Origin of the sequence: Sphingomonas sp. KR3-1, assembly GCF_040049295.1 — a bacterium.
Lineage (GTDB): Bacteria > Pseudomonadota > Alphaproteobacteria > Sphingomonadales > Sphingomonadaceae > Sphingomonas.
The window spans coordinates 396,857-418,208 of the sequence record NZ_JBDZDQ010000001.1 but is presented as its reverse complement, the minus strand read 5'-3'; the positions used below and the strand labels follow the sequence as shown (position 1 = coordinate 418,208).

Below are 21,352 nucleotides of genomic sequence, written 5' to 3'. Positions count from 1 at the left end.
CGTCTCCCAAGTGTAGATGCAGCCGGCTTGTGTTCGCCAGCTTGCGAGAAAGCCGATCCCGTTCGGCCTAACTGAGCATCGCAAAGCGCCTGCGCCCGTTGGCGAGAGTCTCGCGATGGAATTTCCTGAGCGTTTCCAGGCCTTTGTGGCGCGCATCCGCGCCCAAGCGTGCCAGGCCCAGCCAGGTGAGCGCCTCTGCGGCGCGCATGGCGGGTTCAATGCAGATACGCTCGATATCCTGCGCCATCGGCGCGAAATAAGCTGCCTCTCCCTGCAATGTCGCAAGCTTCTCGCTCGTCTGTGCAAGCGAATGCTGTCTTATATGGACACCGGTGTCAACCAGTCCGCGGCCGATGCGGAACAACATCCAGTGCAAATGGCCGAGAAGGCCATGATCGTCGCCCGCAAAGGCGCCTTCGGCGGCCATCAGCTGCTCGGTGTAGATCGCCCAGCCCTCGGCAAAGGCCGGGGCATATTCGAGTCGCAGGGGGTGTGGATCGGCGGCGGCCTCGATCGGCAGCTGGATCATGTGCCCAGGCAGCAGCTCGTGATGGACGACCGCGGGCAGCGTCCAGCTCGGGCGCTCGCGGATGCGCTTGAGATCCGGGTAATAGGCGCCGGGCGTGCTCGGGGTGGGCACGGTGCGATAGCCTTGCTTGCCCTCGGCTTCCTCCTGCCGCGTCATCCGCACCGCGGAGACGTTGCGGCATTCGGGCGGGAGTGGGCCGAACAGCGCGGGCAGGCGCGATGGCACCCTGGCCAAGCAGGAGTTCATGTCCGCCAAGGCGCGGTCGCGGCCGGTATCGTCGTCGCTGTAGAGGAAGTGCGGGTCCCGGAACGCGGCGCGGATCCGCGCGCCGACGCTGCCCTTGGTGTAGCCGAGGCGCTTGAGCACGGTGTCGGCGCGGGCGGTGAGACTGCGCGCGGCGGCGAGCATCTGCCGCTCGGCCTCCGCCGGGGCGATGGCCGCGCCGAAATGCCGCTCGAGCAGCAGCGCGAAATAATCGGCGCCGCCGGGGAAACGGCTGACCCCAGGCTCGGCGGGTGCCCTGGGGGCAAGGTCGGCGAGGCTCGCGGCCTGGCGGTGGAACGCGTCGGCGGAGGGGCCGGAAGCCCTGGCCGCGGCTTCCGCGACGCCCTTGCGAGTCCTTTCGAGCAGGGGTGAGGGCAGGATCACGCCGCGCGCCGCATCGGCGCGGAGCTGGTCGGTCTCGGCGTCGATGCGCGGGGCGTTGGCGTCCTTCTCGCGCCACGCACCGGCATTGGGCGAGACCGCATAGGGTGAACGGCCGAGCTTGCCGATCGGGAAGCGCGCGACGAGCCTGGCGTCGACCGCGAGCCCGGCGCGCACCGTCTCGAGGTCGATCCGGGGCGAGGGCGAGAGCGACGCGGTATCGAAGCCCTTCAATCGCGCGAGCCTGGCCGTCGGCGTGTCGAGCGATGCGAGGCCGTCGAGCGCCGCGCGCAGCTCGGCATCGCGATTCGGCGCGGCCAGCGCCACGCGCGGGAGCGCGGCGATACTGGCGGCGGCGAGGAACTGACGGCGGCGCATCACGATCCTCCGGTTCAGCGGGGCAGCGCCACCACATTGTTGAGCTGCGTCACCTCGGGCGCGTTGCCCGGCAGCGCGACGCGCACGCGGACGGCGCCCTTGGGCAAGGCGAGGCGGACGGTCGCGGCCCTGGGCGTCAGGTCGAGCGGCGCGGCGAGGGCCGGGATGGTTGCAGTGGCGAGTGCCTTGCCCGCGGCGTCCTCGAGCGTCAGCGTGCCGCTGGCGGTGGCGATTGCGCCGAGGCTGTGGACCGTTACGGCGAGCTTGCCGCCCTTCGCCACGACATCGTCGCTGCCGATGCCGAGATCGGGGCGCGTGGCGACGTCCTCGCCGCGCGTCTTCAGCGTGAATTCGATCTCGGTGGTGGCGTGCGGGGCGAAGGTGATGCGGGTCGATGCGCTGCGCTCGAGATGGAGCGGGATGGTGCTGCCGTCGATCACCATTTCCCAATCGCCGGACGCGACGTTCCAGGTCGTCATCTCGGCCGGTTGCGGCGTGTCGCCGGTGTTGTAGGCGATCACCTTGAAATGGTCCGGCGTCGCACCGGGGACGAGGATCGCGGTCTTCAGCGCGCCCTCGGGATCGTCGAAGCGCCAGCTCACCGCATTGCCCGGCCAGGTCTGGTTGCGGCGGAGCGCGATGCCGCCCAGGCGCTCGCGCTGGAGGATCTCGTTGGGCTGGTCGACCCGGTCGGACCACCAATGGCCCTCCGTGTACATGTACTGGCGCTGAGCCTTGTCCTCGATCGCGGCGGCGTGAAGCGACTCCAGATATTTGACGTCGCCGGTCGCGTCCCAGGCGGCCCATTGCTCGAAGGCACCGCCCTTCTGCGCCTTGGCGGTGAGCGACTTGGCCCAGTCCTTGTCGGCGCCGAGCAGCGCGATGACGTTCTCGTTGAGGTCCTGCACCGAGCCGGCGCCGCTCTTCGCCGTGCGGCTCAGCACCGGGGCGAGATACTTGGCGTCGCCGGTGAAGCGCCACGCCGCCCAGGCGGACTGATAGGGGGTGGGCACGCCGCCGCCGTCGCCGACGCGCTCGGCATCGGTGCGCCAGTTGATCTCGTTGGGGTAGGTCCAGTTGCCCTTGGCGTCCTGCTTGCCATGCGCCAGCCAGCCGTCGGTCACGCCGGTGACGAGGCCACGCGCTTCCGCATTGCCGTTGTACAGCCCGACCAGGATCGGCGCGTGCATCACGGTGAAGCTGTAGGGCTTCTGCCATTCCCAGGAGCCCTCGCGGTAGATCTTGCGCCCGCCATACCAGTTGGAGGCGAAGTGCATGTGCCCGGCGGGGTTCCGGAGGATCACGCCCTCGAGCGCCTTGGAAGTTGCCATCAGCCGCTCGATCGCCCTGGGCTCGCCCCAGTTCAGATAGAGCCGCTCGGCATCGCTGTTGAGGCCTTCCTCATAGGCGTGGAGCTCGTCGGTGGTGATATAGCCAAGGCCGTTCACCCGCATGCCGTTGGTGTAGACCGCGTCCGACAGCGCGCGCAGCGACGCGTTGATCTTGTCCGGATCGACGCCCATCAGCGCCAGCCCCGGCCATTGCTGGGTGAGATCGGTATCGTCCGAGATGCCGCCGCCGAAATCGCCGTACGGCACCTGGCGATTGTCGATCCACCAGTTGACGAACTGGCGCGTGATCTTGAGGTCCTCGAGCTGGCGGAAGGCCCAGAGCGGCACGCCGGCGGGCGCTTCGAGTTGCTTGAACTCGGGCAGGTTCTGCGCGCCGTAGCTGATGTCCGCCCAATAGCGGCGGGCCTCCGCATTGTCGGGATCGACGCGGAGCAGATCGGCGACATCGGCGAACACCCGGCGATAAAGCGCGGCGCGCTTCGAGGCGGTGTGCTCCTCGACCAGGAAGCCCCAATTGTCCTTCACCTGGTTGAACCGGTCGGCGATGTGCTCGGGCAGCGCCGCGGCGCGGTCCTTGAACACCAGGCGGATGTTCATGCCGTCGAGCGAGGCGGGGCCGAAGTCGGGCGCGGCGGAGGCGACGCCCAGATAAAGGCTGTCATTGGTGAGGATGCGGTCGCGCAGGTCGAGCCACAGCGTGCGTGCCTCGCCGGGGCGGACCGAGACCGACAGGTCGATCATGTCGCGGCCCGGCCAGATCGGGTCCTTCACCTTGATGTTGAGCGGGATCAGCCCGTCCTTGCCGGGCGTCGCCTTAAGCGCGGGAATGTCGAGCGCGATGCCGTCGAGCCCGTCGCGGGTGTTTTCCCAGCCATAATTCCAGGCGCGGGCGAGGGCGCGGCCGGGATAGGCGTCTCCGAAGCCCGAGGGGATCAGGACGTGGACGATCGGCATCGCGCCCTCGGCGTGCTTTGCGGCACCGGTTGCGGCGGCACTGCCCGCGCCGGCGGCGGCCGAACCGGCACCGGGCGGCAGCGCGAGCACGGTATTCTGCTCGTCGGCGGGGTAGCGACCCTTGATGAAGCGGTTGAGCCCGTCGAGCGCGGCGAGATCGGCGGAGACCTTGGCGTCTACCGTGTAGCTGAGCTTGAAGCTGCCCTCGGGCTCCTTCGCGGTGCCGACATCATAGGCCCAGAGCTCCTGGATCGGCTGCTCCTGCATCAGGTTGGTGAAGCGCAGCGTGCCGCCCTGCGCCTCGCCGAGCGACGTGACGCTGCGGACGACGCCCTGGGGGCGCTTGGCGAGGCTGCGGAAATCCTTGCCCTCGGGCGCATAGTCGAGCGCGCCATAGGCGGCGCCGCGGATCTCGACGCGGTTGAACTTCTCGGTGGCGGGGACGGTCAGCGTATAGGCCTTGCCGCCTTCGACATAGACGTTCCAGTCGGGCAGCTCGAAATAATCGTCGCGGCCGGGGAGCTTCGACCGGTTGTAGACGCCGGGCCAGGTCGTCTCGGCGATGCCGTCGACGCCCTTCCAGTTGCGCTCCTTCAGGTCCTTCGCATCGGCGAACTCGACCTTGCGGACGCTGGTGACCTTGTCGGCGAGCACCGGCGGCGAGGCGCTGTCCCAGCCGAAGCGGTGGAGCCAGGCGGCGCGCTTGCCGGCATCCGCAGGGGCGGGCGAGGGCGCGGGCTCGGCCTTGGCGGCGAGCGCGGCCACGCCGGCGGGATCGAGCATGCGGTCATAGACGCGGATCTCGTCGACATCGCTGCCGCGCATGAAGCTGTAGCGGCTCTGCACCTGGTGCGGTGCCATGATCCGCGCGGCGAGGCCGAACTGGTCGAGCCCGGCGTCGAGATCTGCCTTCTGGTCCTTGCGCGCGGCCTCCTTGCCGTCGACGAACAGGCGCACGCCCACCGCCTCGTCCCAGGCGAAGGCGATATGGTGCCAGGCGTCGGGCGCGGGCAGCGCGGGCATCTTGAACGAGACGCGGACGCGCGAGAGGTTCGCATCGGTCACGAAGGCATCGAAGCCGTGGCCGTTCCAATCGATGCGCAGGAACGCCATGTCCCAGCTGGTGTGATCGGCGAAACCGACGCGGAAGATCACGAAGGGCGCTTCGCCGACCGGATCGCGCGACCGCCAGAAGAAGGAAAGGGTGCCGCGCTGCGCCTCGATGTTCCCCGGCGCGTTCCAGGCGATATAGCCGTCGTCCGCCCAGCGGAAGGCGCCGCCGATCGCGCCATCGGGCACGCTGGTAACCTTGGACTGGAAATTGGGAACCGGATCGCCGGCGGCCTTCTCTGCCGTGCCGCTCCTGTCGCCCGAGGCGCGGAAGAGCAGGCCGTCGTCACCGGCCTGGGCAGCGGCGGGGCCGGCGCCGAGCGCGAGCGCCCAGGCCAGGGCGATGCTGGTTGCCGAAGTGCGGATCATGACATGCCTCTCTGAACGGACAGGACGGTCTTGTGCGTCCCTTGTGTCAAGCATGGCGTCGGCTGACACCGGTGGCAATATCTTTATCGTTTCCGGAGCATGTCCGCTTGACGCTGCCGTGCGGAAGCGACAGCTTCGCGGCAACCGGTGTCAAAACTAGCAACTGTTGGCCGGACCGAGGGGAGATTGCCGATGGCTTCGCGCCGTGACCTGTTGCGCCATGCCGGCGCGAGCGCCGCCCTGGGGCTGGCGCCGCGATTCGCTTTTGCCGCCGAAGGTGACCCCTGGGCGCGTGCGGCCGCGATCGCCCGGACGGTGAAGGCGCCGGTGTTCCCCGCGCGTGACTTCGACATCACCGCGTTCGGCGCCAAGGGCGACGGGACCACGCTCAACACCCGCGCGATCGCCGCGGCGATTGCGGCGTGCAGCGCGGCGGGCGGGGGCAGGGTGGTGGTGCCGGCAGGGCGCTTCCTGACCGGGGCGGTGCACCTCAAATCGGGTGTGAACCTGCACGTCACCCGCGACGCGACCCTGCTCTTCAGCACCGATCCCGCGCACTACCCCATCGTGTTCACGCGCTGGGAAGGGATGGAGCTGATGAACTATTCGCCGCTCGTCTATGCGCGGCAGCAGAAGAACATCGCGCTCACCGGCGAAGGCACGCTCGACGGGCAGGCGGACGCGCAGCATTGGTGGGCGTGGAAGGGCCCCTGGGGCGGCACGGTCGATCATGGCTGGCGCGAGGGCATGCCCGACCAGCGCAAGGCGCGGGCGCGGCTGTTCGACATGGCCGAGCGCGGCGTGCCGGTGGAGCAGCGGGTGTTCGGCGAGGGCGATTTCCTGCGCCCGGCCTTCGTCCAGCCCTATGACTGCGAGAATGTGCTGATCGAGGGCGTCAAGCTGCGCGGCGCACCCTTCTGGCAGGTGCATCCGGTGCTCTGCCGCAACCTGATCGTGCGCGGGCTCGATATCCTGGGGCACGGGCCGAACAATGACGGGTGCGACCCGGAATCGGTCGATGGCGCGCTGATCGAGCAGTGCATTTTCGACACAGGCGACGATTGCATCGCGGTCAATTCGGGGCGCAACGCCGATGGCCGCCGGCTGGCGCGGCCGTCGCAGAACATCCTGATCCGTAATTGCCGGATGAAGGCGGGACATGGCGGCGTGGTGGTCGGCTCGCAGATTTCGGGTGGCGCGCGCTGGATCTTCGCGCAGGACTGCGTGATGGACTCGCCCGACCTCTGGTACGCGATCCGCTTCAAGAACAACGCCTTGCGCGGCGGATTGCTCGAGAATTTCTATTATCGCAACCTCGATGTCGGCCAGGTCGGCAAGGCCGCGATCACTTGCGACTTCAACTATGAGGAAGGCGCCGACGGACCGTTCGTGCCCAAGCTGCGCAACATCGTGATCGAGCAACTGCGCGTGAAGAACGCAGTGCGGGTGCTCGACAGCCAGGGCCTGCCGGGCGCACCGGTGACCGGGATCACGCTGAGGGACTGTAGTTTCGACGGGGTCGCCCAGCCGAGCATCGTCCGGTACACCGAGGGGCTCCGCCTCGAAAATGTGCGGATAAACGGGGCATTGGCGGATCAACTCGCTTGAGGTGCGTTGACGCGTCCCCCTGACACCGGTAGCATCATTCGACATTCCGCGGACCCGCACAAAGCCGGGCCGCGGCCACTCGGAGAGGAGATCGCGCGCAAGTTACTCGACATGGTCCGGCACCGGTTCCGGCCTGTCTTCATCCAGAGCCCAAGACTGCAGGAGGCGAGCGGTTTGGGGCAGGTGAAGCGGGGCGGGGCAGCGATGTCGGGCGCGGCTGCATTTGTGCGGCCGGGCATGGCGAGGGCTCTCACGCGACCTGCAACATGGGGAATTTGCGTTGATTGAAGGACGGGAACCGGCCGAGGCCATCGCCCAAGCATTTGTTTCGGCCCGCCACACCGGCAATGCGCTGATCGACTATCCGGGCGAGCTGCCCGGCACGCTCGAGGAGGCCTATGGCATCCAGGAACGCGCGATCGCCCTGTTCGGCGACCGGGTCGCCGGCTGGAAAGTGGGCAAGATCCCCGAGCCGCTCGACGCCACGTTCGGCTCCAATCGGTTGACCGGCCCGATCTTCGCCGACTCGATTGTCGAGCCGGGCGAGGGCGAAGTGCCCGAGATGCCGGTGTTCGAGCACGGCTTTGCCGCGGGCGAAGCGGAATATCTGCTCCGCCTGGGCCAGCTGCCCGAGAGCTTCGATCGCGCCTGGACCAACGCGGAAGTCGCGGAATATGTCGATGCGATCCATGTCGGCATCGAAGTGGCGAGCTCGCCCTTTCCCGGCATCAACCTGCACGGCCCGGCGGTGACGGTTTCCGACTTCGGCAACAACAACGGCCTGGTGATCGGCGCGGAAATTCCGCGCGGCACGGATTTCCTTGAGTGGCCGGTAGCGCTAACAATCGAAAGCGAAGTGGCCGGCGAGGCGACCGCGAGCACGATGCTCGACGGACCGTTCGGCGCCGTCCGCTTCCTGTTCGAGCTTGCTGCCAACCGGCAGCTGCCGCTCGCGCCGGGCCAGTGGATCTCCACCGGCGCGGTGACGGGCGTCCACCCCGTTCGCGTCGGCGAGCTGGTGGAGGCGCGGTTCGCGCAGGACTACAGCGTTAAGTGCCGTATCGTCGGCATCTACGACTGAGTCGCGAAACGCGGAAAAAGACAAGGGGAGAGAGTAATGGCGAGTTCAGGGGAGGCAGTGGTCTCCGGCGCGGCGTCGCGCATCGGGCGCTATCGCTGGGTGATCGTGGGGCTGCTCTTCGCGGCGACCGCCATCAACTATGTCGACCGGCAGATGATCGCGGTGCTCAAGCCCGATCTCTCCAAGGAGCTCGGCTGGACCGAGACCAACTATGCCGACATCGTCTTCTATTTCCAGCTCGCCTACGCCATCGGCTATCTCGGCTTCGGCAAGATCGTCGACGCGATCGGCGCGCGCTTCGGCTACGCCATCGCCGTCGTGATCTGGACGATCGCGCATGTCGCTCATGGCGGCGTCCACAGCGTGATGCAGTTCACCCTGGCGCGCTTTGGCCTGGGCATCGGCGAATCGGGCAACTTCCCGGCGGGCGTGAAGGCGGTGACCGACTGGTTCCCTGCCAAGGAACGTGCCTTTGCGGTCGGCCTGTTCAACGCTGGCTCGAACGTGGGCGCGATCCTCACCCCACTGCTGATCTGGGCCCTGGTGCCCGCGATCGGCTGGCGCATGACCTTCGTCGTCACCGGCGTGTTCGGCATCGCCTGGCTGATCGCCTGGCTCGCGGTGTTCCGCGACAAGCCCGCCGATCACCCCAAGGTGGGCGCAGAAGAACTCGCTTACATTACCCAGGATCCGGCCGATCCGGTGGTGAAGGTCAAGAACCTGTGGGGCAAGCTGCTCGTCACGCGCGAGACCTGGGCCTTCGCACTCGGCAAGTTCTTCATCGACCCGATCTGGTGGTTCTATTTGTTCTGGCTGCCGAGCTGGCTGGGCAAGGAATATCACCTCAACCTGACCAGCTGGGATTCGCCCACCGCGGCGATCGCGCTGGGCGCGATCTACCTGATCTCGGATGTCGGCTCGGTCGCGGGCGGCTGGCTCTCGGGCCGGCTGATGAACGCGGGCATGAGCGTCAACAGCGCGCGCAAGATCACCATGCTGATCTCGGCCTGCTTCGTGCTGCCGGTGATGTTCACCACCTTCTACGGCAATCTCTGGATCAGCGTGTTCGTGGTCGGCGTGGCCGCGGCGGCGCACCAGAGCTTCTCGGCGACGCTCTACACCCTGCCTTCGGACCTGGTACCGCGCTATGCGGTGGGCTCGGTGATCGGGATCGGCGGCACGATCGGCGCGGTCGGCGGCATGTTCTTCTCGAAATATGCCGGCTATGTGCTCGACGTGATCGGCAGCTATGCGCCGCTGTTCATCGTCGCGGGTGCGGCTTACTTCCTGGCGCTGCTTTCGATCCACCTGCTGTCGCCGCGCCTGAAGCGCGTCGACGTCGTCTAAGGAGGATTTGATCGATGGCCCGGCCCCTGAAGCTTGACCCCGACCGGCTGTTTCCGGCGGAAGACCGCACGCGGAGCATCGCGCGGGCGCTCTATGCCGAGGTGGCTGGGCTGCCGATCATCAGCCCGCACGGGCACACCGATCCGACCTGGTTCTCGACCAATGCCAACTGGTCCAACGCCACCGAGCTGCTGCTCTCGCCGGATCACTATATTTACCGCATGCTCTATTCGCAGGGCGTGTCGCTCGACGCGCTGTGCGTGCCGAGCAAGGCTGGCATGCCGGCGACCGATCCGCGCGCGGCGTGGCGCACGTTCGCGGAGCACAGCTATCTGTTCCGCGGCACGCCCTCGGCGATGTGGCTGGGCCATGTGTTCGGCGAGGTGTTCGGCTTCGACGTGGCGCTCGATGCGAGCACGGCGGATCATTACTACGACACGATCAACGCGAAGCTCGCGACCGACGCGTTCAAGCCGCGGGCGCTGTTCGACCGGTTCAACATCGGTTTCCTCGCCACCACCGAGGGACCGCAGGACGACCTCTCGCCGCACCATGCGATCCAGGGCAGCGGCTGGAACGGCCGGGTGGTCACCACCTATCGCCCCGATGCAGTGATCGATGTCGAGCATGAGCAGTTCGACGGTGCGATGAAGATCTTCGCCGAGAAGACCGGCGAGGACGTGTACAGCTGGGACGGCTATCTCGCCGCGCACCGCAAGCGCCGCGCCGATTTCCGCGCTGCCGGCGCCACTGCGACCGATCATGGCCACCCGACCGCGGCGACCGCGAACCTGAGCAAGGACGAGGCCGAGCGGCTGTTCCGCACGATCCTGTCGAACAACTGGACGCCGAGCGACGCCGAGCTGTTCCGCGCCCAGATGCTGACCGAGATGGCGGCGATGAGCGTCGAGGACGGGATGGTGATGCAGATCCATCCGGGCTCCTTCCGCAACCACAATGGCGGGCTGTTCGAGAGCCATGGCCGCGACAAGGGCGCGGACATCCCGATGCGCACCGACTATGTGCACGGCCTCAAGCCGCTGCTCGACCGGTTCGGCACCTCGAACGATCTCTCGATCATCCTCTTCACGCTCGACGAGACGGTCTACAGCCGCGAACTGGCGCCGCTGGCGGGCCATTATCCGTGCCTGAAGCTCGGCCCGAGCTGGTGGTTCCATGACTCGCCGGAGGGCATGCGCCGCTTCCGCGAGCAGGTGACCGAAACCGCCGGCTTCTACAACACCGTCGGCTTCAACGACGATACCCGCGCCTTCCTCTCGATCCCGGCGCGCCACGACGTCGCCCGGCGAGTCGATTGCGGGTTCCTGGCTAAGCTGGTCGCCGAGGGGCGGCTGCTCGACTGGGAAGCCGCGGAGCTGGCCCACGAACTCACCAACGGCCTTGTCCGCAAGGCCTATAAACTCGACCAACCCGCGCCGGCGCCCGTCGCCGCCGCGGCCTGATCCAACCAACGGAGTCCCCCATGTTCGACCGTACCTATTACGCCACGCACCCCGACATGATGGAGTGCGTCTCGAACGAGGAGCTGTGCGACCGCTATCTGATCGACGGCCTGTTCCGGGACGGCGAGTGCGTGCTCAACTACACGCATGCCGATCGCTTCGTGATCGGCGGCGTCGCGGTGGCCGGCGTCCCGGTGAAGTTGCCCGCGCAGACCGAGCCGGCTTCGGCGGCCGGGCATCCCTTCCTCGAGCGCCGCGAGCTGGCGATCGTCAATGTCAGCCGCGTCGAGGGCACCGTCACCGTCGACGGCGAGACCTTCGCGCTGGGCAACAAGGACTGCCTGTACGTGACGATGGGCGCCAAGGATGTGGAATTCGCGGGCGAGGGCGCGCGCTTCTATCTGGCGTCGTGCCCGGCGCACAAGGCGTTCACCACGCGCAAGCTCGGCATCGCCGATGCCAACCGCCTCGACCGCGGCTCGCTCGAAGAGTCGAACGAGCGCTCGATCTACCAGCTGGTCATCCCCGGCGTGTGCGACAGCGCGCAGCTGGTGATGGGCCTGACCGTGCTCAAGCCCGGCTCGGTGTGGAACACCATGCCCCCGCACATCCATGAGCGCCGCAGCGAGATCTATTTCTACTTCGAGCTCGACGACCTCGAGAAGGACCGCGTGTTCCACTATATGGGCGAAGGCGAGGCGACCCGCCACATCGTGATGGCGAACGAGGAAGCAGTGATCAGCCCGCCCTGGTCGATCCACATGGGCGCCGGCACCAAGGCCTATGCCTTCATCTGGGCGATGGCCGGCGAGAACCAGGACTATACCGACATGAACGTGCTGGACATCTGCCAGCTGGCGTAAGTCGAACTGAGGGCGGGCGGCCATGGCTGCCCGCGCTCTTCCAATTACCAAACCCCGACCCCTCCCTTGCAGGCAGGGGAGTGAGAGAGCGCATGACCAATCCCTTCGACCTCACGGGCCGCGTCGCGGTCGTCACCGGTGCCAATACCGGCATCGGCCAGGGCATCGCGCTGGCGCTCGCCGCCGCGGGTGCGGATATCGCCGCGGTCGGCCGCACGCCGGCGCAGGAGACGGTGGAGAAGGTCCGTGCGCTCGGCCGCAAGACCGAGATCATCTCGGCCGATCTCGCGACCATCGAGCCTGTGGACAGGGTTGTGGACGAAGCTGTGGATAAGCTCGGCGGCCTCGACATCCTGGTCAACAATGCGGGGATTATCCGCCGTGCCGACAGCCTCGACTTCACCGAGGAAGATTGGGACGCGGTGGTCGACACCAACCTCAAGTCGGTGTTCTTCCTCTGTCAGGCGGCGGGCAGGCACATGGTGAAGCAGGGCCGCGGCAAGATCATTAACATCGCCTCGATGCTGACCTTCCAGGGCGGCATCCGCGTGCCGAGCTACACGGCTTCGAAGTCGGGCATCGGCGGGCTCACCAAGCTGCTCGCGAACGAGTGGGCGGCCAAAGGCGTCAACGTCAACGCGATCGCGCCGGGCTATATCGCCACCAACAACACCGCGGCGTTGCAGGCGGATGAGCAGCGCAACCGCTCGATCATGGAGCGCATCCCGGCGGGCCGCTGGGGCGATCCGGCCGACATGGGCGGCGCTGCGGTGTTCCTCGCCTCCTCGGCCTCGGACTATGTCCAGGGCCATATCCTGGCCGTTGACGGCGGGTGGCTGGCGCGATGAGCATTGCCTTTTTCGGTGAGCTGATGCTGCGGCTCTCGCCCCCGGGGCGCGAACTGCTGCTGCAGACGCCGAAGCTCGACGTGAATGTCGGCGGCGCCGAGGCGAATGTCGCCACCGGCCTGGCATGCCTGGGCCACAAGGTGCGGATGATCTCCGCCGTCTCGGACAATCCGCTGGGCGGCGCGGTGATCGGCGAGCTGCGCCGGCGCGGCGTCGATACCTCGACGGTGATTTCCGAGCCTGGCCGGCTTGGACTGTATTTCCTGACGCCGGGCGCGGGGCTGCGCGCCTCCGAGGTCGTCTATGATCGCGCATACTCGGTGTTCGCCCAGCGCCCGGCCGAGAGCTGGGACTGGGATGCGCTGCTCGAAGGCGCCACCCGGCTGCATCTGTCGGGGATCACCCCTGCGCTTGGCCACAACACGGCGGCTGCCGCGATTGCCGCTGCCGAGGCGGCGGGCGCACGCGGCATCCCGGTGTCGTTCGACGGCAATTACCGGGCGAAGCTGTGGGAGAGCTGGGACAGCGATCCGCGGGCGGTGCTGACCCGGCTGATCGGCCATGCCGACCTGCTGTTCGGCAATCACCGCGACATCTCGCTGCTGCTGGGCCGTGAATTCTCGGGCGACGGTGCCGATCGGCGGCGCGAGGCGGCGGAGGCGGCGTTCTCGGCCTTCCCGAAGCTCCAGACGATCGCCAACACCGCGCGGCATGTCGACGATGCCGACAGTCACCGCGTCTCGGCACGCGTCGACACGCGCGCGGCCGGCTACCAGACCGACGAAGTTCTTATCGCCGGCATCGTCGATCGTATCGGCGCCGGCGATGCCTTCGCGGCGGGCGTGCTGCATGGTCTGCTCGAGAGCCCGGGCGATGCGAAGGCTGCGGCGCATGCAGGCCTGGCGCTGACCGCGTTAAAACATTCGCTACCAGGAGATGCGAGCCTGTTTACGCGCGCCGATCTGGCAGCATTCGGGGAAGGCGGACTCGACGTTCGCCGTTGATCGACCGGAGGCGAAAAATCGCCCCGGCCAGGGTGGGGACGGTCGATGGAAGAGATTTTCGCGATTGGCGCCGAGCCGGCGCTTGAACGGCGTGACCTGGCCGATCTGCGGCGCGCCTATGGCATAGACGACCTGTTCGAGCGCGAACTGCACGCGGCCTGGCGTTTCCTCGAGCCCCATATGAGCAGCGTCGCGCGCGAATTGCTCGAGCGGCGCGGCGGCGGGCGTGTGGCCGATTCGGTCGTCGAGGGGCGCGTGGCATATGCGCGGGCCAAGATGTCGCGCCCGATCGACGAGGACTGGATCGACCTCCTTACCGCCGAGGCGGATCGCATCGCCGAAGGCGGGCTCGACTTCGCGACGGTCGCGGCCTCGATGCTAGCGGCGCAGATGCGCGGCCATGCGGTGTTCTTCGAGCTGTGCGACGACCCCGCCGAACTCGAGCGGCTGACGCGCGCGACCCAGCGGCTGGGAGTCATCGAGTTCGAGATCATCGCCAGCCGGCTGCGCCAGATCGCCCGGCTGCGCGCGCAGGCGACCCGCCGCCAGGAACTGGCCGAGGTCCGCGCCGAGCTCAAGGACTCGATCGCCAGCACTGCACGGGCGAGCCGCGAGATCGTCCAGTTCACCGAACGCACCGCCGCCGACCTGCTGAGCCTGCGCAAGCCCGCCACCGAAGTCGCCTCCGCGGCGGACCAGGCGGCGGTGGCGATGGGTGAATCGGCGCAGAACGCCGCGGGGCTGATCTCGGCCTATGAGCGCGCCCGCGAGGATGCCTCGGCAGCGGCGGAAGTCGCGGGCAATGCCGATGCGATTGCCTCGCAGGGGGCGGCGAGCGCGGAGAGCCTTTCGGCAAACACTGCGCGGATCGAAGGCGTGATCACGCTCATCTCCGGTATCGCCTACCAAACCAAGCTGCTCGCGCTCAACGCCAGCATCGAAGCGGCGCGGGCGGGCGAGAGCGGGCGCGGCTTCGCGATCGTCGCGCAGGAAGTGCGCACGCTCGCCGACCAGGCGGCGGCGGCGACGGGCGGCATCACCCAGACGATCCGCGAGGCGCAGGCGGCAAGCGGCGCGATGGCCGAGACCAACCGCGCGATCCTGGCGATCGTCACCGAGCTGCTGGCCCGCGTCCGCGCGGTGTCGGGGGCGATGGAGAGCCAGATGGCGAGCGTGTCGGGCATCCTCGCCTCGATCGACGAAACCGCTGTGTCCTCGCGCGAGATCGCCGCGCTGATCGCGACGATCAGCGATCATGTCGGGCGGCTGGCGGGCGAGGCCGAGGAGGCGGGTCGCCAGGCTGCGCTCACCCGCGAGGCGATCGGCCGGATCGAGGAAGCGACGGGGCAGATCATGACGGGAGCAGGGCAATGAGCGGCGTGACGCGGCGTACGGTGATGGCGGGCGGCATCGCGCTGGCGGGTACGCCGCTGATGGCGCACGCGGTACCGGGCGATGCGGTGGTCGAGGCGCGGGCAGGGCGCTTCGAGGGCGACCGGCTGGACGGCGGCATGCTGCGCTTCCGCGGCATCCGCTACGGCAATGCCCCGCGCTTCCGCGCGCCCATGCCCTTCGCCACGCCGGGTCTGCGCGTGCCCGCGCACGAATTCGGCCCGATCTGTCCGCAGGGCAAGGGCGACCAGCGCGCCTCCGAGGACTGCCTGTTCCTCAACATCTGGACACCGGGCGCCGTGCTCGCGGCGAAGCGCCCGGTGATGCTCTACATCCATGGCGGCGCCTATTCGAACGGCAGCGTCACCGTGCCGCTCAACGACGGCGCCAGGCTGGCGGCGGCCGAGGACGTGGTGGTGGTGACCGTCAACCACCGGCTCAACGCGCTCGGCTATCTCTATCTCGCCCGGCTCGACCCGCGCTTTGTCGATAGCGGCAATCTGGGACAGCTCGACCTGATCCTGGCGCTGCAATGGGTGCGGGACAATATCGCGGCGTTCGGCGGCGATCCCAGCCGCGTCTTCCTGTTCGGCCAGTCGGGCGGCGGCGCCAAGATCGCGACGCTGATGGGCATGCCGGCCGCCAAGGGGCTGTTCCACAGCTGCGCGACGATGAGCGGGCAGCAGGTCACCGCTTCGGGGCCGATCAACGCGACGAAGCGCGCCCAGGCCTATCTGGCGAAGCTCGGGGTGCAGGAGGACAATCTCCAGCCCCTGCTCGACATGCCGGTGGAGAAGCTGGGCGATGCGCTCGACGCGACCGATCCGATCCTGGGCGGCGGCGTCTATTTCGGGCCGGTGCTCGACATGAAATGGCTGACACGCCACCCCTTCTGGCCCGACGCCAATCCGCAGAGCCTGGCGATCCCGATGATCCTGGGCAACACGCATGACGAGACGCGTGCCTTCATCGATCCCGGCTCGACCAAGGTGAAGGGGCTGACCTGGGACAATATCGCCGCCCGAATGGCGCCGGAGCTGCGCATGGACCTGCTGCCCGAATGGGTGGTGGCCCAGTATCGCGCGCATTTCCCCACCGACAGCGTGGAACAGCTCTTCTACCGCGCCACCACCGCTGGACGGAGCTGGCCGGGGCAGCTGCTCGAGGCGGATGCGCGGGCCGCGGCGGGGGCGAAGGCGACCTGGGTCTACCAGGTCGATTTCCAATCGCCGACCAGGCCCGAGCGCGGCGCGCCGCACACGATGGATATCGCGCTCGCCTTTGGCACGCTCGACGCACCGGGGTCGTTCACCGGCACCGGGCCGGCGGCGCAGAAGCTGAGCGCGCAGGTTATGGGCGCCTTCGCCTCGCTGGCGCGCACCGGGCGGCCCGCAGCGAAAGGGCTGGCGCCCTGGACGCCCTATACGCTGCCGCACCGCGCGACGATGCTTTTCGACGCCAGCAGCCGGGTGATGAACGATCCCCGCAAATGGGAGCGCGAACTATGGGGCAGGGTGCCGTACATCCAGCCCGGGAGCTAAGTTGACACCGGTTTCCTGATTGCGTTGTCGATAATAGCGTATCGCTTTGTCCCATGAGCCATTATGCTCGCGCAATGGAGAGAACCGGAAAGCCCACGATCAACGACGTCGCGCGTATTGCCGGCGTCTCCAAAAAGACTGTCAGCCGAGTGATCAATCGCTCGCCGCTGCTCAATGGCGACACGCGCGCCAAGGTCGAGCAGGTGATCGCGGATCTAGGCTATGTCCCCAATGTCCAGGCGCGCGCGCTGGCGCTGCGTCGCAACTTCCTGATCGGGCTGATCCACGACAATCCCAACGCGCAGATGGTGATGAACGTGCAGGCCGGTATGCTCGAAGCGATGCGCGACACCGAGTTCGAGCTGATCGTCCGCCCGATCGATCGCGGCAGCTCGACGATGCTCGAGGACGTGCGCAACTTCCTCGAGCGCCAGCGGCTCTATGGCGTGATGTTCCTGCCGCCGGTCTCGGAGAACGAGATGGTGGCGGAGCTCTGCCGCGAGCTCGGCATCCGCTATGTCCGCATGGGCTCGGCGACGCTGGATTCGTCCGAGCACATGGTCGCTTCGAACGACAGCGAAGTGGTCACCGAGGCGGTGAACCACCTGATCGCGCTCGGCCATCGCCGCATCGGCCTGATCGCCGGCCCGCACGGCTTTCGCTCGGCTCGCGAGCGGCGCAAGGGCTTCGAGAATGCGCTGGAGGTGGCGGGCATCAAGCTGCCGCGCAGCCTGATCGCCGACGGCAACTACACGTTCGAGACCGGGCTGGCCGCGGCGGACCGGCTGCTCGACTTGTCGCCCCGGCCCACCGCGATCTTCTGCTCGAACGACGAGATGGCGGCCGCCGCGCTGCATGCCGCGCGCCGCCGCGGGATGAGCGTGCCCGAGGACCTGTCGCTGGTGGGCTTCGACGATACCGCGATCGCCTCGCACATCTGGCCGCCGCTGACGACGGTGCACTGGCCGATCATCTCGATGGCACGCTCGGCCGCGCTCAAGCTGCTCGCCGACTTCTTCGGGGATGACGGCAACGCGGTGGAAGAGCCCTCGCTGTTCCCCTCCACATTGATCCACCGCGCCTCGGTCGCGCCGCCGCGGGAGGGCTGATTCCGGCCTCGGAGAGGGCGCTGCACGGCCGCATTTCTCCGATGTTGCTGAAATGCCGCAATCCCCGTTTTGTGACGCCCGGGTTAATGACACCGGTTGACATAACCCATTTCAGGCGTGATCAAGAGGCTGAACAAGCGTGACTGAGACGCTTGCGCCCAAGCGAGCATGAAGATTCGCAAACGGGGCGTGGGAGGGGGCAAGTCGCGACATGGTGGGTTCTTGCGGGAGCGGTGCGAGCTGCTTGCCGCGCTGCTGTGTCGCACCCTGATTCCGGGCTCCATTGGGCGCATCGACCAGTGCTTGTCGATGAAAAGACCTTGGGGAGGAATCGATGTTTTCTACCGTTGACACCCTGGCTGCGCGCCGCACCGCGCTCCGCGGCACGACCGCGCTGGGCGCCTTGGGCCTTGCCCTGCTGATGACCGCCCCCGCCCGGGCCCAGACCGCCGAGGCAAGCGCCGCGGTCGCTGCGACGGCCACGCAGGACAGCAGCCAGGCGGCGCCGCAGGATGCGGAACAGGCCCAGGACCAGGGCCAGAGCATCGTTGTCACCGGTTTCCGCGCTTCTCTTGCCAATTCGGTGAACATCAAGCGCAACTCGAACCAGATCGTCGATGCGATCACGGCCGAGGACATCGCCGACTTCCCTGACGCGAACCTGGCCGAATCGATCCAGCGCCTGCCGGGCGTCTCGATCGACCGCGACAATGGCGAGGGCCGCACGATCACCGTGCGCGGCCTGGGCGGTGACTTCCAGGCGGTTCGTCTGAACGGCGCCGATGCGCAGAACATCGCCGGCGGCAACCAGTCGGACGCCGGCGCGAACCGCTCGCGCGGCTTCGACTTCAACACCTTCGCCTCGGAGCTGTTCGGGGGGATCAAGGTCACCAAGTCGACCGCGGCGGAGAATGACGAAGGCTCGCTCGGCGCGATCATCGACCTGACCACCGGCCGCCCGCTCTCCTACAAGAAGAACCGCTTCGCAGTCGGCGCGGAGGCCGAATATCGCGAGAACGGCAAGTCGTTCAACCCGCGCTTCACTGGCCTCGCCTCGGTGCGGGTGACCGACAATTTCGGCATCCTGGTCTCGGGCGCCTACCAGAAGCAGGAGCAGCAGATCGATTCCTACCGCCGCAACATCGGCGTGTTCGAATATACCTATCGCAACTCGCAGATCCTCGGCGTCACGCCGAACGTCTTCGGCTTCGCCCGTCCCAGCAACCAGGGCACCGGCCCCACCTTCGGCTCGGACCCGGCCGCCTATGCCGCGGTGACGCCGACCACGATCATCCCGGGCCTGCCCTCGATCGGCCGCCAGTATCTCGACTATGAGCGGATCGGCGCGACCGCGACGATGCAGTGGAAGCCGAGCGCCGGCACCGAGATCACGCTCGACGGCGTGTTCTCGCGCTACGACCAGAACAGCGACAGCACCGGCATCACACCGATCGGCCTCAACCGCAACGGCACCAATGCCCGCGTTCTCGGCGTCGGCACCGCGGGCCTGCGCGCCGTCGGCACGACGAACGGCAATGCGGATCGCGTCGCGCTCTATCCGAACTGCGTGCCGAGCGCGACGATCGACTGCAACGGCGATCTGGCGGGAACCGGCCTTACGGGCGGCGTGATCCTGCCCGGCTATCTGAACAGCATGAACCCCAACAACCTCAACCCGTTCGACTATTACAACAATCCGGCATCGCCCGGCTATGTCGCGACGGCGAACCAGACCGGTTATTACAACGAGCTGCTCGGCCGTCCGAACACCAAGATCCGCGCCGCGCACGTCAACAGCGCCGGCCAGGCCGACTATATGGTGCTCGACGATGTCGACTGGCGCAGCTTCTCGGACACGCAGTTCGGCCGCACCGACTTCAAGCAGGTGACGCTGAACGTGCACCAGGAGTTCGCGCCGAACTTCTATGCCGACGCGACCGGCGGCTGGTCCAAGTCCGAGTTCCGCGCGGTGGGCATGCTCACCGAATTCAACGCGATCGACCAGGACAACTACACCTTCGACGATCGCGCCGGTGACAAGATGCCGGTGTTCAGCCCCGGCTTCGACGTGGCGAACCCGAACAGCTGGACGCTGGTGAAGGGCCTGTCGACGATCCGCTACTTCACCAACACGGTGGACAACGAGTTCAAGGTGGCGCGCGTCAACTTCACCTTCGACGCGCTGCCCGAGATGTCGATCAAGTTCGGCGGCACGGCCAAGGAGTTCAACTACGAAGGCAACCAGGGCCGCCGCACCCAGTCGATCGAGGCGATCAACCCGACGCTGGCGGAATCGCACCTGAACATCACCGACCTCGGCCGGACGATCAGCTTCGGCCAGGGCCTGAACGTCTCGGCGGGCACGCCGACCAGCTATTATGCGCCGGATACCCAGAAGTTCATCAACCAGTTCGGCATCAACTGCAATTGCGTGAACAAATGGGGTGACTTCCGCGCCTCGGTCGACGGTCGCCAGAAGGGCGGCGTGACCGAGCAGGACGTGTCGGGCTATTTCCAGGTCGACTACAACGTCAACCTGCTCGGCCGCCCGTTCCGCGGCAATGCCGGCCTGCGTGTCGCCAACACGCGCGTGTTCGGCTCGGGCAATGTCGGCGGCTCCGACGGCGTCTCCGGCCTCGCGGTGACCGCCAAGAACGAATATTGGGACTGGCTGCCCTCGATGAACGCGAACTGGGAGGTCATGGACGACCTGCTCGTCCGCTTCGCCGCCTCGAAGGTGATGTCGCGCCCGCAGCTCTCGAGCCTGACCCCGGGCACCACGGCGTTCAGCTCGAGCATCGCCACCAGCGGCGCGGCACCGTCGCTGACCGTGGGCAACCCCTATCTCAACCCGTTTCGCGCGACCAACCTCGACCTCAGCGTCGAGAAGTATTTCAAGCATAACGGCCTGATCGCGGTGAACCTGTTCAAGAAGAACATCGACAGCTTCCCGCAGCAGGTCGCGCTCGAGGCGCCGCTCTCGGCCGTGTTCGAGCCGGCATTGTACCAGCAGGTGCTGGGCTTCATCACCAATGCCGGGCTGAATGCCTATACCGTCGCCGGCGGCACCTGGGCGATCCGCCAGTTCCAGGATGCGCCGGGCGGCACGATCAAGGGCGTCGAAGTCAATCTGCAGAGCGACTTCTTCTTCCTGCCGGGCTTCCTCAAGCATTTCGGCGTGATCGCGAACTACACGCACATCGATTCGAGCCTGAGCTATCTGACCGGCACGGTGCTCAACACCACCACCACGACCTCGGGCACGGCAGTGAACACCTATGCCGAGGGGCCGTTCCTCAACACCTCGCCGGACGCGTTCAACGCGACGCTCTATTACGAGGACAGCAAGTTCTCGGCCCGCGTCTCGGGCGCCTGGCGCGCGCGCTACGTCAACCGCTTCCCGCTGGCGAGCGGCACCTGCTCGGTGGGCACCACCACCGTCGCCGGCGGCCCTTGCAACTCGCCGGTGCTTGCGGACTTTGGCTACAACGAAGAGCAGCTGAACATCGATTTCGCGATGTCCTATGCCGTCACCAACTTCGCCAAGCTCTCGCTCGAGGGCCGCAACATGACCAACTCGCCGCAGTACCGCACCATGTATGCGGCGAACCCGGTGAGCCAGACCTATGCCAGCACCGGCCGGATCATCACCGCCGGCCTGCGCATGACCTTCTGAACCTTCGGGGGGAGGGGATGGGGCGGTGCCAGCGGCGCCGCTCCATTCTTCCCGGGTGCTTGCTTTCGGATACCTGGCCGGCG

General features: G+C 67.3%; 13 protein-coding genes. 11 read left to right on the top strand and 2 right to left on the bottom strand.

What is annotated here, in order from left to right; translation table 11 throughout:
* Positions 1 to 67 precede the first annotated feature (67 nt).
* A complete protein-coding gene (locus ABLE38_RS02135; RefSeq protein ID WP_348972519.1) occupies positions 68 to 1,552 on the bottom strand; it encodes a DUF885 family protein in 1,485 nt (494 codons plus the stop codon).
* Between the two features lie 14 nt (positions 1,553 to 1,566).
* Positions 1,567 to 5,337, bottom strand: a complete 3,771-nt coding sequence (locus tag ABLE38_RS02130; RefSeq protein ID WP_348972518.1) for a LamG-like jellyroll fold domain-containing protein — start codon at positions 5,335 to 5,337, stop codon at positions 1,567 to 1,569.
* A gap of 192 nt (positions 5,338 to 5,529) precedes the next feature.
* Here ABLE38_RS02130 and ABLE38_RS02125 point away from each other — a divergent pair, with 192 nt between their 5' ends.
* From ABLE38_RS02125 to ABLE38_RS02075, 11 genes are all read left to right on the top strand, one after another.
* Positions 5,530 to 6,945, top strand: a complete 1,416-nt coding sequence (locus tag ABLE38_RS02125) for a glycoside hydrolase family 28 protein (protein ID WP_348972517.1) — start codon at positions 5,530 to 5,532, stop codon at positions 6,943 to 6,945.
* Between the two features lie 280 nt (positions 6,946 to 7,225).
* Entirely contained in the window at positions 7,226 to 8,026 is an 801-nt protein-coding gene (locus ABLE38_RS02120; RefSeq protein WP_348972516.1) for a 2-keto-4-pentenoate hydratase, read from the top strand.
* A 36-nt stretch (positions 8,027 to 8,062) separates the two neighbouring features.
* Positions 8,063 to 9,373, top strand: a complete 1,311-nt coding sequence (locus tag ABLE38_RS02115) for an MFS transporter (protein ID WP_348972515.1) — start codon at positions 8,063 to 8,065, stop codon at positions 9,371 to 9,373.
* 14 nt (positions 9,374 to 9,387) lie between these two features.
* A complete protein-coding gene (uxaC, locus tag ABLE38_RS02110; RefSeq protein WP_348972514.1) occupies positions 9,388 to 10,836 on the top strand; it encodes a glucuronate isomerase in 1,449 nt (482 codons plus the stop codon).
* Positions 10,837 to 10,856: 20 nt separating this feature from the next.
* Positions 10,857 to 11,699 (top strand): 5-dehydro-4-deoxy-D-glucuronate isomerase, encoded by an 843-nt coding sequence (gene kduI / locus ABLE38_RS02105; protein WP_348972513.1) that lies wholly within the window; start codon positions 10,857 to 10,859, stop codon positions 11,697 to 11,699.
* A 92-nt stretch (positions 11,700 to 11,791) separates the two neighbouring features.
* Positions 11,792 to 12,547 (top strand): 2-dehydro-3-deoxy-D-gluconate 5-dehydrogenase KduD, encoded by a 756-nt coding sequence (gene kduD / locus ABLE38_RS02100; protein ID WP_348972512.1) that lies wholly within the window; start codon positions 11,792 to 11,794, stop codon positions 12,545 to 12,547.
* Entirely contained in the window at positions 12,544 to 13,551 is a 1,008-nt protein-coding gene (locus ABLE38_RS02095) for a sugar kinase (protein WP_348972511.1), read from the top strand. The genes kduD and ABLE38_RS02095 overlap by 4 nt, the downstream gene beginning before the upstream one ends.
* Positions 13,552 to 13,596: 45 nt before the next feature.
* A complete protein-coding gene (locus ABLE38_RS02090) occupies positions 13,597 to 14,925 on the top strand; it encodes a methyl-accepting chemotaxis protein (RefSeq protein WP_348972510.1) in 1,329 nt (442 codons plus the stop codon).
* The gene (locus tag ABLE38_RS02085; RefSeq protein ID WP_348972509.1) at positions 14,922 to 16,484 is read left to right on the top strand and encodes a carboxylesterase family protein; all 1,563 of its coding nucleotides are present in this window, start codon (positions 14,922 to 14,924) and stop codon (positions 16,482 to 16,484) included. The genes ABLE38_RS02090 and ABLE38_RS02085 overlap by 4 nt, the downstream gene beginning before the upstream one ends.
* Before the next feature lie 74 nt (positions 16,485 to 16,558).
* Positions 16,559 to 17,593, top strand: coding sequence for a LacI family DNA-binding transcriptional regulator (locus ABLE38_RS02080; protein ID WP_348972508.1), 1,035 nt, complete (start codon positions 16,559 to 16,561; stop codon positions 17,591 to 17,593).
* A 334-nt stretch (positions 17,594 to 17,927) separates the two neighbouring features.
* Positions 17,928 to 21,269, top strand: a complete 3,342-nt coding sequence (locus ABLE38_RS02075) for a TonB-dependent receptor (protein ID WP_348972507.1) — start codon at positions 17,928 to 17,930, stop codon at positions 21,267 to 21,269.
* Positions 21,270 to 21,352 lie beyond the last annotated feature (83 nt).